Source organism: Gordonia sp. PS3, assembly GCF_041950545.1.
Classification (GTDB): domain Bacteria; phylum Actinomycetota; class Actinomycetes; order Mycobacteriales; family Mycobacteriaceae; genus Gordonia; species Gordonia sihwensis.
In genome coordinates this window covers 375,351-389,660 of record NZ_CP169524.1, presented here as the reverse complement: position 1 = coordinate 389,660, position 14,310 = coordinate 375,351, and the positions used below count along the sequence as shown (strand labels likewise).

Annotated in this window: 17 protein-coding genes and 1 riboswitch; of the genes, 8 read left to right on the top strand and 9 right to left on the bottom strand. The window is 69.0% G+C overall.

Annotation, left to right across the window (positions count from 1 at the left end):
• Nucleotides 1-13 precede the first annotated feature (13 nt).
• From ACE11G_RS01830 to ACE11G_RS01815, 4 genes are all read right to left on the bottom strand, one after another.
• On the bottom strand, nt 14-1,144 hold the full coding sequence (locus tag ACE11G_RS01830) for a glutamate--cysteine ligase (protein ID WP_006898000.1): 1,131 nt from the start codon (nt 1,142-1,144) through the stop codon (nt 14-16).
• Between the two features lie 25 nt (nt 1,145-1,169).
• Nucleotides 1,170-1,772, bottom strand: coding sequence for a superoxide dismutase family protein (locus tag ACE11G_RS01825; protein ID WP_006897998.1), 603 nt, complete (start codon nt 1,770-1,772; stop codon nt 1,170-1,172).
• Between the two features lie 136 nt (nt 1,773-1,908).
• Nucleotides 1,909-2,430, bottom strand: coding sequence for a LytR C-terminal domain-containing protein (locus ACE11G_RS01820; RefSeq protein ID WP_375003458.1), 522 nt, complete (start codon nt 2,428-2,430; stop codon nt 1,909-1,911).
• A 57-nt stretch (nt 2,431-2,487) separates the two neighbouring features.
• Nucleotides 2,488-2,844, bottom strand: coding sequence for a DUF3263 domain-containing protein (locus ACE11G_RS01815; RefSeq protein WP_006897996.1), 357 nt, complete (start codon nt 2,842-2,844; stop codon nt 2,488-2,490).
• Between the two features lie 168 nt (nt 2,845-3,012).
• On the opposite strand from ACE11G_RS01815, the gene ACE11G_RS01810 reads away from it, so the two are divergent.
• From ACE11G_RS01810 to ACE11G_RS01790, 5 genes are read left to right on the top strand one after another with little or no spacing between them, the layout of a single operon-like run.
• Nucleotides 3,013-3,603, top strand: coding sequence for a peptide deformylase (locus tag ACE11G_RS01810; protein WP_006897995.1), 591 nt, complete (start codon nt 3,013-3,015; stop codon nt 3,601-3,603).
• Between the two features lie 10 nt (nt 3,604-3,613).
• A complete protein-coding gene (locus tag ACE11G_RS01805; protein WP_101841518.1) occupies nt 3,614-4,330 on the top strand; it encodes a GCN5 family acetyltransferase in 717 nt (238 codons plus the stop codon).
• Nucleotides 4,331-4,360: 30 nt separating this feature from the next.
• Complete coding sequence (locus ACE11G_RS01800) at nt 4,361-4,873, top strand: ribonuclease domain-containing protein (protein ID WP_006897993.1); 513 nt, start codon at nt 4,361-4,363, stop codon at nt 4,871-4,873.
• On the top strand, nt 4,870-5,355 hold the full coding sequence (locus ACE11G_RS01795; protein WP_045540515.1) for a barstar family protein: 486 nt from the start codon (nt 4,870-4,872) through the stop codon (nt 5,353-5,355). Before ACE11G_RS01800 ends, ACE11G_RS01795 begins: the two co-directional genes overlap by 4 nt.
• Nucleotides 5,356-5,359: 4 nt before the next feature.
• Nucleotides 5,360-6,142: an exodeoxyribonuclease III gene (locus ACE11G_RS01790; protein WP_045540517.1), complete on the top strand. Its 783-nt coding sequence runs from the start codon at nt 5,360-5,362 to the stop codon at nt 6,140-6,142.
• Nucleotides 6,143-6,170: 28 nt separating this feature from the next.
• On the opposite strand, the gene ACE11G_RS01785 is transcribed toward ACE11G_RS01790, so the two are convergent.
• Nucleotides 6,171-6,521, bottom strand: a complete 351-nt coding sequence (locus tag ACE11G_RS01785) for a GNAT family N-acetyltransferase (protein ID WP_006897990.1) — start codon at nt 6,519-6,521, stop codon at nt 6,171-6,173.
• 126 nt (nt 6,522-6,647) lie between these two features.
• Nucleotides 6,648-6,761: riboswitch (TPP riboswitch) on the top strand.
• Between ACE11G_RS01785 and thiC the strand changes: the two genes are divergently transcribed.
• Together thiC and thiD are read left to right on the top strand one after the other, a co-directional pair.
• Complete coding sequence (thiC, locus tag ACE11G_RS01780; RefSeq protein WP_375003453.1) at nt 6,753-8,444, top strand: phosphomethylpyrimidine synthase ThiC; 1,692 nt, start codon at nt 6,753-6,755, stop codon at nt 8,442-8,444. It overlaps the preceding riboswitch by 9 nt.
• A gap of 47 nt (nt 8,445-8,491) precedes the next feature.
• Nucleotides 8,492-9,304, top strand: coding sequence for a bifunctional hydroxymethylpyrimidine kinase/phosphomethylpyrimidine kinase (gene thiD, locus ACE11G_RS01775; protein WP_062366550.1), 813 nt, complete (start codon nt 8,492-8,494; stop codon nt 9,302-9,304).
• Nucleotides 9,305-9,322: 18 nt separating this feature from the next.
• On the opposite strand, the gene ACE11G_RS01770 is transcribed toward thiD, so the two are convergent.
• On the bottom strand, nt 9,323-10,393 hold the full coding sequence (locus ACE11G_RS01770) for a helix-turn-helix domain-containing protein (protein ID WP_006897987.1): 1,071 nt from the start codon (nt 10,391-10,393) through the stop codon (nt 9,323-9,325).
• A 302-nt stretch (nt 10,394-10,695) separates the two neighbouring features.
• Between ACE11G_RS01770 and ACE11G_RS01765 the strand changes: the two genes are divergently transcribed.
• Nucleotides 10,696-11,187, top strand: coding sequence for a hypothetical protein (locus ACE11G_RS01765; RefSeq protein ID WP_006897986.1), 492 nt, complete (start codon nt 10,696-10,698; stop codon nt 11,185-11,187).
• On the opposite strand, the gene ACE11G_RS01760 is transcribed toward ACE11G_RS01765, so the two are convergent.
• The 3 genes from ACE11G_RS01760 to ACE11G_RS01750 all read right to left on the bottom strand — a co-directional run bounded on the left by ACE11G_RS01760 (nt 11,184) and on the right by ACE11G_RS01750 (nt 14,304).
• On the bottom strand, nt 11,184-12,182 hold the full coding sequence (locus ACE11G_RS01760; RefSeq protein WP_375003451.1) for a helix-turn-helix domain-containing protein: 999 nt from the start codon (nt 12,180-12,182) through the stop codon (nt 11,184-11,186). The genes ACE11G_RS01765 and ACE11G_RS01760 overlap by 4 nt on opposite strands.
• Nucleotides 12,179-12,844 carry a hypothetical protein gene (locus tag ACE11G_RS01755; protein WP_006897984.1) on the bottom strand — a complete coding sequence of 222 codons (666 nt, stop codon included), beginning with the start codon at nt 12,842-12,844 and terminating at the stop codon, nt 12,179-12,181. The genes ACE11G_RS01760 and ACE11G_RS01755 overlap by 4 nt, the downstream gene beginning before the upstream one ends.
• Nucleotides 12,845-12,921: 77 nt before the next feature.
• A complete protein-coding gene (locus ACE11G_RS01750) occupies nt 12,922-14,304 on the bottom strand; it encodes a glutamate decarboxylase (RefSeq protein WP_006897983.1) in 1,383 nt (460 codons plus the stop codon).
• Between the last annotated feature and the right edge of the window lie 6 nt (nt 14,305-14,310).

The following is a 14,310-nucleotide window of genomic DNA, read 5'->3' as shown; positions in this document are numbered from 1 at the left end:
GCGGACGCGTCCGCTAACCGAGTTCGGCGACCACCGAGTCGACCACCTTGCGCATGTCGCCGGTCTCGGAGAGGACCCGGCGCTGCCGCTGGTAGCTGGCGCCGCCGGCGATGATGTCGGCGACCGTACCCAGTTCCTCGAGGCAGCCCAGCGACGCCGCCACCGGTTCCAGACGCACCAGCAGTTCGGCGAGGTCCTCGGTCACGAGGCGCTCCGAGCATTCGGCGTCTTGGATGATGATCGCATCGAGCCCGTAGCGGGCGGCGCGCCACTTGTTCTCCTGCACCAGCCACGGAGCCATCTGCGGCAGCGTCTGTCCCGCCGACAGGCGCCGGTCGAGGTCGACGATCAAGCAATGGGTCAGGGCGACGATCGCCGCGAGTTCACGCCGGTTCGACACTCCGTCGCAGACCCGCACCTCGATGGTTCCCAGATGGGGCGACGGCCGGATGTCCCAGCGGATCTCGTTGAGGTGGTCGATGATCCCGGTGGTCTTCTGGTCCTGCGCGAAGCCCTCGAACTCCGACCACGACTCGAATTGGAACGGCAGCCCCGCCGTCGGCAACTGCTGGAACATCATCGCGCGGTTGCTCGCATACCCCGTCGAGCGTCCGGCCCACATCGGCGACGACGCGGACAGCGCGAGCAGATGCGGATAGAACTTCAGCAGCGACGACAGGATCGGCAGCACCTTGTCGCGGCTGTCGATGCCCACGTGCACGTGCACGCCCCAGATCAGCATCTGCCTGCCCCACCACTGCGTCCGCTCGATCAACTCGGCGTATCGGTGGCCTTCGGTGAGTTGCTGCGCGGACCACTCCGCGAAGGGGTGGGTTCCCGCCCCGTACAGATCGATGCCGATCTCGTCGCACAGCCCGCGCACCACGTCGAGCGACCCGCCGAGATCGTCCATGGCCTCGCCGACGGTGGTGCAGATGCCGGTGACCAATTCCACCGTGTTGCGCAGCAGTTCGCGATGGATCTTGTCGCGTTGATCGCCGGCGCGCGCGTCGACGAGCTCGAAGAGCCGGTCTGCGGCGTTCGACAGGTCGCGACTCGACTTGTCGACCAGGGCGAGTTCCCACTCGACCCCGAGCGTCGGCTTCGGCGACCCGTGGAACGGGATCGCCGCCGGAGTGGTCACCGCGGCTCCTTGCCTCGGGTCGGCGCTAGCTGGTCTGCGAGATCACGCCGCAGGCCAGGCGCGGTGCCTCAGAGCCGCCGTCGGCGAGATCGTGGAGGATGACGGCCTTGCCGCGGATGTCCTGGACGGTGAACGCGTCGGTGGTGGTGCTGGCGCTGGCGGTGCCGTCCTTGAGGACGTTCAGCGTGGCCAGATCGCCCGACTCCGGCTTGCCGGTGTGACCGTCGGCCTGGAAGTGACCGCCGGCGGTGGAGAACCCGGTCGCGGGCTCGCACTTACCGACCGTGTGGATGTGGATGCCGTGCTCGCCCGGCTTCACACCGGCCACCCGCATCGACACCTTCACGGCCTCGCCCTCCTGCGAGAAGCTGACGAAGCCCACGCGGTTGCCGTCCTTGTTGACCAGAGTGGTTGACGCGGACTGCGCGCTCGCCGGGATGCCGTCGGCGTTCACGACGTCGCCGGGAGCCACCTGGTCGCCGGTAACGACCGCGGGGGTGGTGCCGGGCACGTCACTCGGCTGCTCGTTCGGGGTGCAGGCCGAGAGTGCCAGGGCCGCGCCGCCCGCGGCGGCCACGGCCGCCATGACCCGGACGGTCGAAGCGCGATTGGTGCTACGGACGGTCATGTGTGCTCCTTAGTCGTCGGCGCTGTGGTCGGCTGGGCGGATCTCCATCCGCTTCGCGTGCACGTTGGGGCTGTTGCCGTGTTCGCTGATGTTTACTGTTCGCCAATGATTATGACGGGTGCGTCCGGTCCGCGTGCTACCGGCTCACCACCACGACCGGCAGGCCCTCCGGGCAACGCGTGAAAGCCGTCGGCCGGGGGTTCAGGGCGGCACCGCCCGGCACGGCCGCGGCCACCTTCTTGGCGGCCTCCTCCTGCTCGGAGGAGTAGAAGATGGTGTTCTCGCTGACGCTGGACGTACTCAGGTTCGCCGTCTCACCGACCTTGAATCCGGCGGCCGTGAGCTCCTTGCTGACCGAACCGGCCAGACCGGTCACGTTGCCGGCATTGAGGACGCACAGTTCGGGCACGCCTTCGGTGTCCGCGGCGGGCGCGGTGCTGCTGGACGGAGACTTGCTCGACGTCGCCTGCTCCTGCTGCTTCTCCGACTCGGCGGCGGCCTGTGCGCTCTGCCCGGCGGCCTTGAGGCCGGCGTCGGGATCTTCACCGCTGGTCGTCAACTGATGGATGCCGAGGCCGAGGCAGACGACCGCGATCGCCAACAGCAGCATGGCACCCGCACGCAGCGGAAGTCGGTTGTTCTCTCGCTCAGCATTCATCACGGCAACTCTAACCCACCGGCCACCCGCGCAGCCCGTGCGCAGGCCGTGCCCGCGTCAGGTGATCTCGAACCCGAGCCGTCGTGCCGCGCGGGCCTTCTGGCGCGAGGCGCGGAGCCGACGCAGACGCTTCACCAGCATCGGATCGGCGGCGAGCGCCTCCGGGCGGTCCACCAGTGCCCCCAGCACCTGGTAGTAGCGGGTCGCGGACAGGTTGAACAGTTCCTTGATCGCGTCTTCCTTGGATCCCGCGTACTTCCACCACTGCCGCTCGAAGTTCAGGATCTCCCGCTCACGCCGGGTCAGTCCGTCGGGACCCACCTCGTGGGGGTCGAGGTTCGCAGCCTGGTCGCGGGCTCCGTCGATCGCCGAGGGGTCGTCGCCCTGCGGGCTACTCGCCGTTGCGCCGTTCATCTCGCTCCTCAAACAGCTGGACCGTGCATTCACACCGGCTCGCACGCCGCCTCGGCGCACGAATGACATCAGTGTGGTTCCGTCGAACATCTAACCACGATCGCGGCCGCCGTCCGTGCCGACGCACCGCAGCGAAACCGGACCTCTCGCGCAGTAGACTGCTCTGTCATGGCAATTCTCCCGATCTGCATCATCGGCGAACCCGTGCTGCACCAGCCGACCACCCCGGTCGAGCTCGACGCCGACTCGAAGCCCTCGGCCGAGATCGTCGCTCTGCTCGACGACATGTACGAGACCATGGACGCCGCCAACGGCGTCGGACTCGCGGCGAATCAAGTGGGCCGGCCGCTCCGGATGTTCGTCTACGACTGCCCCGATGCCGGCGCGCGCCGGCGCGGCGAGGTGATCAATCCGATCCTGGAGACCTCCGAGATCCCCGAGACGATGCCCGATCCCGACGACAACGACGAAGGCTGTCTCTCGGTGCCCGGTGAGGGCTTTCCGACGGGGCGGGCCGACTGGGCCAAGGTGGTCGGCACCGACCGCAACGGCGACCGCGTCGAGATCGAGGGCACCGGATTCTTCGCCCGGATGCTGCAGCACGAGACCGGACACCTCGACGGATTCCTGTACGTCGACGTGCTGATCGGGCGCAACGCGCGGGCGGCCAAGAAGGCGATCAAGCGCAACGGCTGGGGCGTGCCCGGCCTCACCTGGCTGCCGGGCACCGTCACCGATCCGTTCGGCCACGACGACTGACCCGCCCGCCGTGCCGTCGCCGGACCCGTCGCCCGTCTCTCGCGGACCGCAGCCCGCGGTCGGCGATCGAGTGGTGGTCCGGTACCGGCTCGGCGCCGACGCGCCCGCCGATTGGCGGGCCTCACCCAATCCCCCGACCGATCGCTCCCCCAGCCTGTCGGACATCACCGGGCTGCTCCGGGAGCGGACCGGCGAGGCGATCGTCGTCGAGCGCGACGGCGTCCGCCACCGCATCCGCACCGATGCGATCACGTCGGTGCGACTGCTCTCGCGACGGGTGGTGCGCAACTCCGAGATCCGCGGCGTGGAGCGAGCGCTGATGCGCGCCGCACCGGCCGCCGAGCGAACCGAGACCGACGGTTGGCTCGTCAACGGCGCCGGCGACTCTCTGCGGTCGGGAGCCGCGGCACCGGTCGACTTCGGCTCCACCGCGGCCGGTCTGCCCGCGGCGCTGCGCTGGCTCGACGGCCGGGGGCTGCCGCGCCGCGTGATCGTCGCCGACCGGCTGATGCGCGTCGCCTCGCTGGGTGCGGCGATCGCGAGTTCGGCCGATTACGAGGTGCTGATCGGCCCCGAGCCGACGGGCCCCACCCCGCCCGGCGACTGGGCGCCGATCGCCGACGGGGTGGTCGCGGTGACGGTGGCGGCGTCCGACGACTCGGCCCGCGCGGCGTGGCGAGCACTGGACTTCGAACTGCACCACACGTGCCGCCTGCTGGCTCTGTAGCGGCGGCGCGATGAATTACGGTGGACGGCGATGCCGAACTCCACCGACCCCGACCTGACCAGGCGACGAATCATCGCTTCGGCGCTCGCCGTCATCGCGCTGCTCGCCATCGCGGCGTTCACGTGGTGGATCGACGGCCGCGACAGCCCCGACGACGCGTCGTCCGCACCGACGTCCACGGCCGCCGGCCCGCTCCTCGGCACGTCCACGGCGGCGCCCGGCCCGGCGACGGTCGAGGCGAGGGGCGGCGACGCTCCCACCCGGGTCACCAAGACGCTGAACGAGATCGATTCGGGCCGGTGGCCGGAGGCGGCGAACGCCCCGGGCACCCACGGCGGCGACACCTTCCGGAACAACGAGCGCAAGCTGCCGGTCAAGTCCGCAGACGGGCGGCGCATCGTCTACAAGGAATGGGACGTCAACCCCAAGAAGCCGGGACGCGGACGTGACGCCGAACGCATCGTGACCGGCAGCGACGGGTCCGCCTGGTACACCCTCGACCACTATCGGACCTTCGTCCAGATCCGGGGGCCGTCGGCGTGACCACCGCTTCCCTGACCGAATTCCTCGCCGGCGAGGGCCCGGCGACAGCGCTCGCGATCGGCGACGTCACCACCTACCGCACCGGCGCAGCGGTCCGGCGGTTGCCGGGCGACCGGATGCGCACGTTGGACGGACTGTACGACCTCTTCGCCGCCGCATGGGACTTCCCCGGCCACTTCGGGCACAACAAAGACGCGTTCGACGACTGCATGGGCGACCTCCCCACCGGTCTGCGGACCCCCACCGGCGCTCGGGCGACGGCATTGCTGACCGTCGTCTCCGATGCCGGCCGACTCCTGGCCGACGCTCCGGAAGGCGACTTCGAGTGGTTCGCCACCTCCCCCGCGCACTGGCGGGAGCGGCTGCGCCGATCGGGCCGCCGCTTCGGACTCGTCCTGCTCACGTCCGCCGACGACGCGGCCGCCGTCGCAGGCCGATGGGAGGGTGCCGGTGCGCCCCTGATGCGGTTGCGGCAGGATTGACGCCATGCGCCTGGCGACGTGGAACGTGAACTCGATCCGCGCCCGATCCGAGCAGGTCGTGGCATGGATGAATCGGCATGCGATCGATGTGCTCGCGATGCAGGAGACCAAGTGCACCGACGATCAGTTCCCGGTGATGAGTTTTCTGGCCCACGGCTACGACGTCGCGTTCCACGGGTCGAGCGGATACAACGGCGTCGCGATCGCGTCCCGGATCGGGGTGCACGACATCCACATCGGATTCGACGGGCAGCCGCTCTACGCCGGTGAACGGGAGGCGCGAGCCATCTCGGCGACCTGCGGTGGCGTGCGCGTCTGGAGCCTGTACGCCCCCAACGGGCGCGAGCCGGGACACGATCACTTCCAGTACAAACTCGACTGGCTCAGCGCCCTCGCCGATGTCACATCGCTGGAACTGTCGCACGATCCCGCCGCCCAGGTCGCTCTCGCCGGAGACTGGAATGTGGCGCCGACCGACGAGGACGTGTGGGACCCCGAGTACTTCGCGTCCCGCACGCACACCTCCGACGAGGAGCGCGCCGCCTTCCGCCGCTTCGTCGAAGGCGGATTCGTCGACAGCGCGGCCCCCTTCACCCCCGGTCCGGGGACCTACACCTTCTGGGACTACCAGGCCGGGCGCTTCGCCCGCAACGAGGGCATGCGCATCGACTTCGCGCTCTGCTCCCCCGCCTTGGACGACCGTATCCACGACGCCTTCATCGACCGCGACGCCCGCGCCGCGGAGGGCGCCAGCGATCACGCCCCCCTCGTGTTCGACCTGAGCTGATCCCGGCGGGTGCGCCGGTCGGTCCGCCTCAGGCGGAGGCCATCGCCACCATGCCGGGATGGGCGTCGAGGAAGTGCTTGGTGAAGGTGCACAGCGGCCGCACCTTGAGCTGGTTGTCGCGCATGTACTGCATGGCGCCGCCGGTGAGCCGAGTGGCCAGCCCGTGGCCGCTGTACTCGTCGTAGAGGACCGTGTGGAGGATCGTCACCACCTCGCCGTCGGGACCGTCGTCGATGCGATAGCCGAGCACGCCGACCAGGTCGCCGCCCACCCGCAACTCGAAGCGCTCCCGCTCCGGATTGTGGGACACCTCGGAGATCTGGTGCAGCAGCGAGCGCGCCGACTGCGGCGGATGCGAGTGACGGACTTTGCGATGCATTCGTTGACCTCCTGTGACCAGCGTCACAAGATTACGTTCGTTCGACGGGGAGACGCAAGTCACATCTGTCACATCTGCATCACGATGCGACGCGACCGGACGACGTGAGTATGGTGGGCACCGCACAACTTCACACGCGGGGGCTCCCACGGAACCGGGGGCTGAGATGGCGACAGGCGGTCGTCGACCGCCTGAACCTGTCCGGATAATGCCGGCGTAGGGAGGATCATCATGGGCACATCCATGCCTGGAACCACACGTGACGACGCCACCGCCGAGGTGACCTGCGGCCCCATCGAGGGCAGCAGCAAGGTCTACCTCGACGTCGACGGCATGGCCGTTCCCCAGCGTCGAGTGCATCTGACGAACGGCGAGCACCTCGACCTCTACGACACCTCCGGTCCGTACACCGACTCGTCGGCGACCATCGACCTCGAGAAGGGGCTGGCGAAGACGCGCGACTCCTGGGAACGGCCGGCACCGGTGCCCGTGGGCGGGCACGACGCGGCCACCCAGCTGGCCTGGGCACGCGCCGGGATCGTGACGCCGGAGATGAGATACATCGCCGCGCGCGAGGGCGCCGACGCCGAGCTGGTCCGCAGCGAAGTGGCCGCCGGACGCGCGGTGATTCCGGTCAATCACCGCCACCCCGAGTCGGAGCCGATGATCATCGGCAAGGCCTTCGCGGTGAAGGTGAACGCGAACATCGGCAACTCTGCCGTCACCTCGTCCATCGCCGAAGAGGTGGAGAAGATGGTCTGGGCCACCCGGTGGGGCGCCGACACCATCATGGATCTCTCGACCGGCAAGGACATCCACCTCACTCGCGAATGGATCCTGCGCAACTCCCCCGTCCCGGTCGGAACCGTGCCGATCTACCAGGCGCTCGAGAAGGTGAACGGCGATCCCACGCGCCTGACCTGGGAGATCTACCGCGACACCGTCATCGAACAGGCCGAACAGGGCGTCGACTACATGACCGTGCACGCCGGCGTGCTCCTGCGTTACGTCCCGCTGACCGCCAAGCGGGTGACCGGCATCGTCTCGCGCGGCGGCTCCATCATGGCCGCATGGTGTCTGGCCCACCACACTGAGTCGTTCCTGTACACGCACTTCGACGAGCTGTGCGAGATCTTCGCGCGGTACGACATCACCTTCTCGCTCGGCGACGGCCTGCGCCCCGGGTCCATCGCCGATGCGAACGACGAGGCGCAGTTCGCCGAACTGCGGACCCTGGGCGAGCTGACGAAGATCGCCAAGAGCCACGGCGTACAGGTGATGATCGAGGGCCCCGGGCACGTCCCGATGCACAAGATCGCCGAGAACGTCCGGCTCGAGGAAGAGCTGTGTGAGGAGGCCCCGTTCTACACGCTCGGCCCGCTCGCCACCGACATCGCGCCGGCCTACGACCACATCACCTCCGCGATCGGCGCCGCGATGATCGCGCAGGCCGGCACGGCGATGCTCTGCTACGTGACGCCGAAGGAGCACCTGGGGCTGCCGAACCGGGACGACGTGAAGGTCGGCGTCATCACCTACAAGATCGCGGCACACTCGGCCGACCTCGCCAAGGGTCATCCGCGCGCCCAGGAACGCGACGACGCCCTCAGCAAGGCGCGCTTCGAGTTCCGCTGGACCGATCAGTTCAACCTCGCGCTCGATCCCGACACGGCACGCGAGTACCACGATGAGACGATGCCCGCCGAGCCGGCGAAGACCGCGCACTTCTGCTCCATGTGCGGCCCCAAGTTCTGCTCCATGCGGATCTCGGCCGACGTCCGCACCTATGCACAGGAGAACGGGCTCGTCACGCAGGAGGACATCGACGCGCGGCTGGCACAGGACATGGCGGCCAAATCGGCCGAGTTCGCGGCGGCGGGAAACCAGGTGTACCTGCCGATCTCCGAGGCCGCCGCGCCGTGACCCTGCGGCTTCCGCAGGCCGGCCCCGGCGTCACCCCGGTCCGGGTGATGACCGTGGCCGGCTCCGATTCCGGCGGCGGCGCGGGCATTCAGGCCGATATGCGCACCTTCGCGATGCTCGGCCTGCACGCCTGCGTCGCGGTCACCGCGGTGACCGTGCAGAACTCCACCGGGGTCACCGGAATCCAGGAGATCGATCCGGCGGTGGTCGCGGCGCAGATGCACTCGGTGGTTCCCGACATCGGCGTCTGTGCGGTCAAGACGGGGATGCTGGCCTCCGATCCGATCATCACGGCGATCGCCGAGGCCGCGACGCAGCTCGGCATCGGCGGTGACACGGGAGTGCCGCTGGTGGTCGATCCCGTCTGCGCGTCGATGCACGGCGATCCCCTGCTGGCGTCCGACGCCCTCGGTGCGCTCACCGAGCGGTTGATGCCGCTCGCCACGGTCGTCACGCCGAACCTGGACGAGGTGCGCCTACTGACCGGGATCGACGTCGTGGACGGTGCGAGCCAACGGGCGGCCGCCGCGGCACTGCGCGAGACGGGCGCCCGGTGGGCCCTGGTGAAGGGCGGCCACCTGCGGGGCAGCGAACACAGCCCCGACATCCTGTACGACGGCCGAGAGTTCCTGGAGTTCCCGGGCAGACGCATCGACACCCCGCACGACCACGGTGCGGGCGACACCCTGGCCGCGGCGATCACCGGCGCGCTGGGCCACGGCTACCGCGTGCCCGACGCCGTGGCCTTCGCGAAGCGGTGGGTCACCCGCGGCCTGGCCGCCGCCTATCCGCTCGGCGCCGGCCACGGCCCGGTGAACCCGCTGTGGCGGCTCGATCCGGCGGCCGACTCCCCGCCGTGACCGGTGCCGGCCCCGCCGCTATCCGCGCACGCGGTGGCGATACTCCACCGGTCCGACGCCGTAGCGCTGCTTGAACCGGTTCCGGAAGGTCGCGACCGTCGGGAAGCCCGATGAGAGCGCGATGGTGCTGATCGAGGCGCCCGCGTTCTGCATGAGCATCTCGTGGGCGGTCTGCAGCCGGCGATCGGCGATCCGGCTCGCGAGCGAGGTGTCGCAGTTCTCGAAGTAGCGGTACAGCTGGCGGCGCGAGAGGTGCAGCCGCTCGGCGATCGCGTCCGGGGAGAAGCTGGGATCGCGGTGGTGGCGGTCGATGAGGTCGCGAGCGGCCTCCTGGACGAACAGGGCGTTGTCCTCGGTGCCGGTCGGAGAACCGTCGAGTTCCGACAGCGCGGCGACGATCAGATCGACGGCGGCCTGCTCCGAGACGGTGCCCGTCGCCTGCCCCGCATTGAGCGCCGAGGTCTCGGCGGCGAATCGGCGGACGAAGACCGCGGCCGCGCGGGCCAGCGGGGTGTTGGCCGCGATGGGACGCTGCAGCCGCTCGGCGATGTGGCGGTGCTTGCCGAGCCGATTGAACGGGATGAGCAGTCCGGACGGGTCGGCCACGGCGTTGGTCACCAGGCTGTACGGGGTCGCGTTGCTGACGAACACCAGGTCGCCGGGGCCGTAGACGAACTCCCGGCCGTTCTGCCGGATGAGTGACTGTCCGCGCATACCGCTGACACTGACCACCAGAGAGTCCGACGGCTCGTTCCGCACCCGCTCCGCCGTGCGCTCCATCGTCATCGCGGGCTGCAGTGCGCAGTAGGTCACGATCGACGACAGACTCTGTGCGAAGCGCATCGCATGAAAGGTCTCCGGTTCCGCGATGCGGACGTCGACCGTCGGGCTGTAGGCGGTGGTGCCGGAATGGCCGGTGAACCGGTCCGGACGCGGGCGCGTCGGGACACTGCCGACGCCGAGCCGCGCTTCCCATTCGGCGACGGTGCGCGGAGTGAGCCGGGTCGCCAGTCCGGGACGTGCCGCCTGAGGGAACGAAGCGCGCGTATTGGACAGACTTGTCTTGGGCAGGGTTGCACTATGGGGCATGAGGAGACCTTCTACGCATGGGGGACATGGCGAGATGGGCCTGGCTTTGGGAGGGAGCCTTGCTTTCTCATCTGACATACTTGCACACCCAATTATCAGTGTCGAGCGAATCACCAAAAGCGCCAAGGTGATATTCGGGTCACATCGGGCGGGTCCGATCGGCAAACTTGCGTCGCAACTGTCACTACCTGGGGGTAACTGCTAGCAGGCCGGCATCGCGGCATACCCGGCGCGGTACTGTTCTGGGAGACCGCGGCGCGTCGACCCGCCGCGGCCCGCATCGTCTCGTCCTAGGAGCGCCCGTGACCCAGCCGCCGAACGACGGCCCCACGACACCCCCGTCGAGCGAGCCGCAGTACCCGGCGTCCGCGGGACAGACCGCCTACAGCAACCAGCCCGCGGGGTACGGCCCGCCGACCGGCCCTCCGGAACCCGTGACGGCCGCCGCCGCGGAGACCGCGGCCGTCCGGCGTTGGCGGATCATCACCGCGGTCGCCTGCCTCGCCGCCGCTCTCGTCATCGTCAGCTTCTTCCTCGTCGGCCAGAGCCGATCGTCCGACAGCCAGGCTCCGGTCACCGAGACCGTCGTCGACACCACCACGGTGATCTCGACGACCACCGGCAGCGCCGCCACGCGCACCGCGACCGACACCGTGACCGAGACCGCGACCGAGACAGCGACGTCGAACGCCACGGCCACGCGCACCGTGACCGACACGGTCACCAGGACCCGGACCGAGACCGACACCAAGACGGTGACCGAAACCGTCGCCCCGCCTGCGAAGTCGGGTTAGCCCACCGGACGCGAGGTCTCCGCGGACGCGGGCGCCCCTCCCGCCCTCGACTGCGCCAGCCGATCACGGAACTCATTGGGGCCCAGACCGTAGGCGCGGCGGAACCGGAAGCGGAAGGCGCCCAGCGACGCGAACCCGCACGCTCGTGCCACCAAGGCGATCGACGCCGCCGGGTTCGATATCAGCAGCACCCGCGCGGCCTGCAGTCGCCGGTCGGCGATCATCTCGGCGACGCTCCGGTCGCAGTCCTCGAAGTGGCGGTAGAACTGGCGCCGGGACAGGTGAAGGCGCCCGGCCAACACCGCCGGTGACAGCGACGGATCGCGGAAGTGCCGCTCGATGAGTTCGTGAGTCTGCTCCCGGACGTAGGCGGTGGTGCCGGACACGTCACCGGTCCGGCAGCCCGTCTCGGCGACCACAGCGGAGAGCATGTCGATCATCGCGATCTCGGCGGCCAGGGTCGGCGTCCGCACATCGCGCGCGATGACCGATGAGACGAACCCGCGGACACTGCGCGCCGCGACCGCCGCCAACAGGGTGTCGGGAATGAGTACACCGGCCGTGGCGAGCGTCCTCGCCCCGACTCCCAGTTCGTCGGCCGGGATCCGCAGCGCGGCCACGTCCGCCAGGTCACCGGACGACGGCGGTTCCGGCGAGCCGCCGGTCACGACCACGACGTGGTCGCCGGACGATCCCGCGGCGTCGGGCATCGCGATCAACAGGAAGTCGCCGTCCGGTGGGGGTTCGGAAACCTCCGCGTGCCACGTCAGCGGTGTGCGCAGCGCCCGTGTGGCCGTCACCACCGACAGCCTGCGCTGGTGGATCGCTGCGCCGAAAGTCTCCGGGTCAGCGCTCGCGAGCCGGTCGACGCCCACCATGTCCCGGTAGGCCGCCAGTCCCTGCCGCCCGCCGAGAACGAGCGGCGGATCGTCGTCGCACACGCCGACCGACCGGCTCCAGTCCCTGATCTCGTCCGGGGCGGGCCGGGCAGTCATCGTGCCGCCGATGCCCGTGGGAGGACGACGGCCGAGGCCAGGAAGAAGCAGATCGCGCCGACGAAGGTGCCCACGTTGGCGGCCACGGCATCGACGGTGATGCCGCCGACCGTGATGTAGGAGGCGACGGCGGAGACGCCGAATGCCACGCACCCGATGAAGTTGATCTGGCCCGACCACCAGTTCCGGTCACCGGGCGCCCACATCCGTCCCGTGGCGTGGGAGAAGGCGACGAGGACGAAGAACCCGCTCACCAGGAACGCCACCGAGCCGGCCGCGTCCGGAGTCCAGACGAGATGCTTCTCGCCGCGGATGGTGTGCGTCATGAGCGCCCCGCCGGTGCTGACGTTGAACAGCAGTGTGCCGAAGAACTGCGTCGCCGCCGCGAACCACTCGGCGCGAACCATCACCCCCGGCGCATACGAGACGGGGACGGTGGGACTGCCGCTGAGCACCAGTTGGATGAACGCCGCACCGGTGAAGAACCAGGAGCCGGCGAAATAGCAGATGTTCACGACGGACGCGCCGGCCCAGTTCCCGAAACCGGGAGCCGAGCCGATCGCGAACAGCGCAGAGCCGATCATGAAGCCGATGCACTGATGAACCACCGAGGGTGTCAGGATCCGGCTCGTCAGCGCCGTGGTGGCGTTGCGATTGGTCATGGACGGTACGTGTCTCCTGAGCGACTCCCCGCCGCTCGCCTCCCACATTGAGGAGACGAGCAGCGGACCACGGACGTCTAGTGGTGGAAGTGCGAGTTGTTGCCCTCACGCGGCATCGGCGCGTCGAGCTTCTCGAGGAAGTCGACCTCCGCGCGCAGATCGTCGAGCAACTTGTCGGCGAGATCGTGACTGAGCCCGGCCCGCACCACGATCCGTTGCACCGTCATGTCGGCGAGATCGTCGGCCAGCGGGTAGGCGGGCACCTGCCAGCCCTTCATCCGAAGCCGGTCCTGAAGGTCGTACAGGTTCCAGTTCGGGTTCGCGTCCTTCGTGAGCCGCCACGCGAACACCGGGATGGTGTCGCCCTTGCTGATCAACTCGAACGGGCCCATCTCCGCGATCGCCGACGACAGGTACTGCGCCACGTCGAGCGAACCCTGCTGGACGGCGGCATAGCCCGCCCGCCCCAGCCGCAGGAACTGGTAGTACTGCAGCAGCACCTGGGCGCCCGGCCGCGAGAAGTTCAGCGCGAGCGTCGGCATGTCTCCCCCCAGGTAACTGCAGTGGAAGATCATGCTCTCCGGGAGCGCCTCGGCGTCGCGCCAGACGATCCAGCCCACGCCCGGATACACCAGACCGAACTTGTGGCCGGAGGTGCTGACCGATGCGACACGGTCGACGCGGAAGTCCCACTCCAGATCCGGCTGGCAGAACGGCGCGATCATCGCACCCGAGGCACCGTCGACGTGGATGTGCACGTCGAGGCCGGTGTCCTTCTGGATCTGGTCGAGCTTGGCGGAGATCTCCTTCACCGGCTCGTACGCGCCCGTGTACGTCTGGCCCATGATCGCCACCACGCCGATCGTGTTCTCGTCGACGTACTTCTCGAGTTCATAGCCGTCGAGGAACAGATGCTCCTCGGTGATCGGCACCCAGCGAGGCTCCACCTCGAAGTAATTGCAGAACTTCTCCCAGCACACCTGCACCGCTGTCGACATCACCAGGTTCGGCTTCTCGATCGACTCACCCGCGGCCTTGCGCTTGGCCTGCCACCGGCGTTTGAGCGCCAAGCCGCCGAGCATGCAGGCCTCCGACGACCCGATGGTCGAGGTGCCGATCGCCTGGTCGACGTCGGGGTTGTGCCAGAGGTTGCCGAGGATCCGCCAGCAGCGGTCCTCGATCGCCGCCGTCGCCGGGTACTCGTCCTTGTCGATCATGTTCTTGTCGACCGTCTGCATGTACAGGAGTTGCGCCTCCTTGTCCATGTAGGTCGAGACGAAGGTCGCCAGGTTGAGCCGGGCGTTTCCGTCGAGCATCGCCTCGTCGTGCACGATCTGATACGCCGTCTCCGGCAGCATCATCTCGTCGGGCATCTCGAACCGAGGCAGTTCGGTCGCCTCTCCCCCGCGGGTGAACACGGGACTGACGATCATCGAGTCGGTCGAACGCGAGTTGGGCATCTCTTC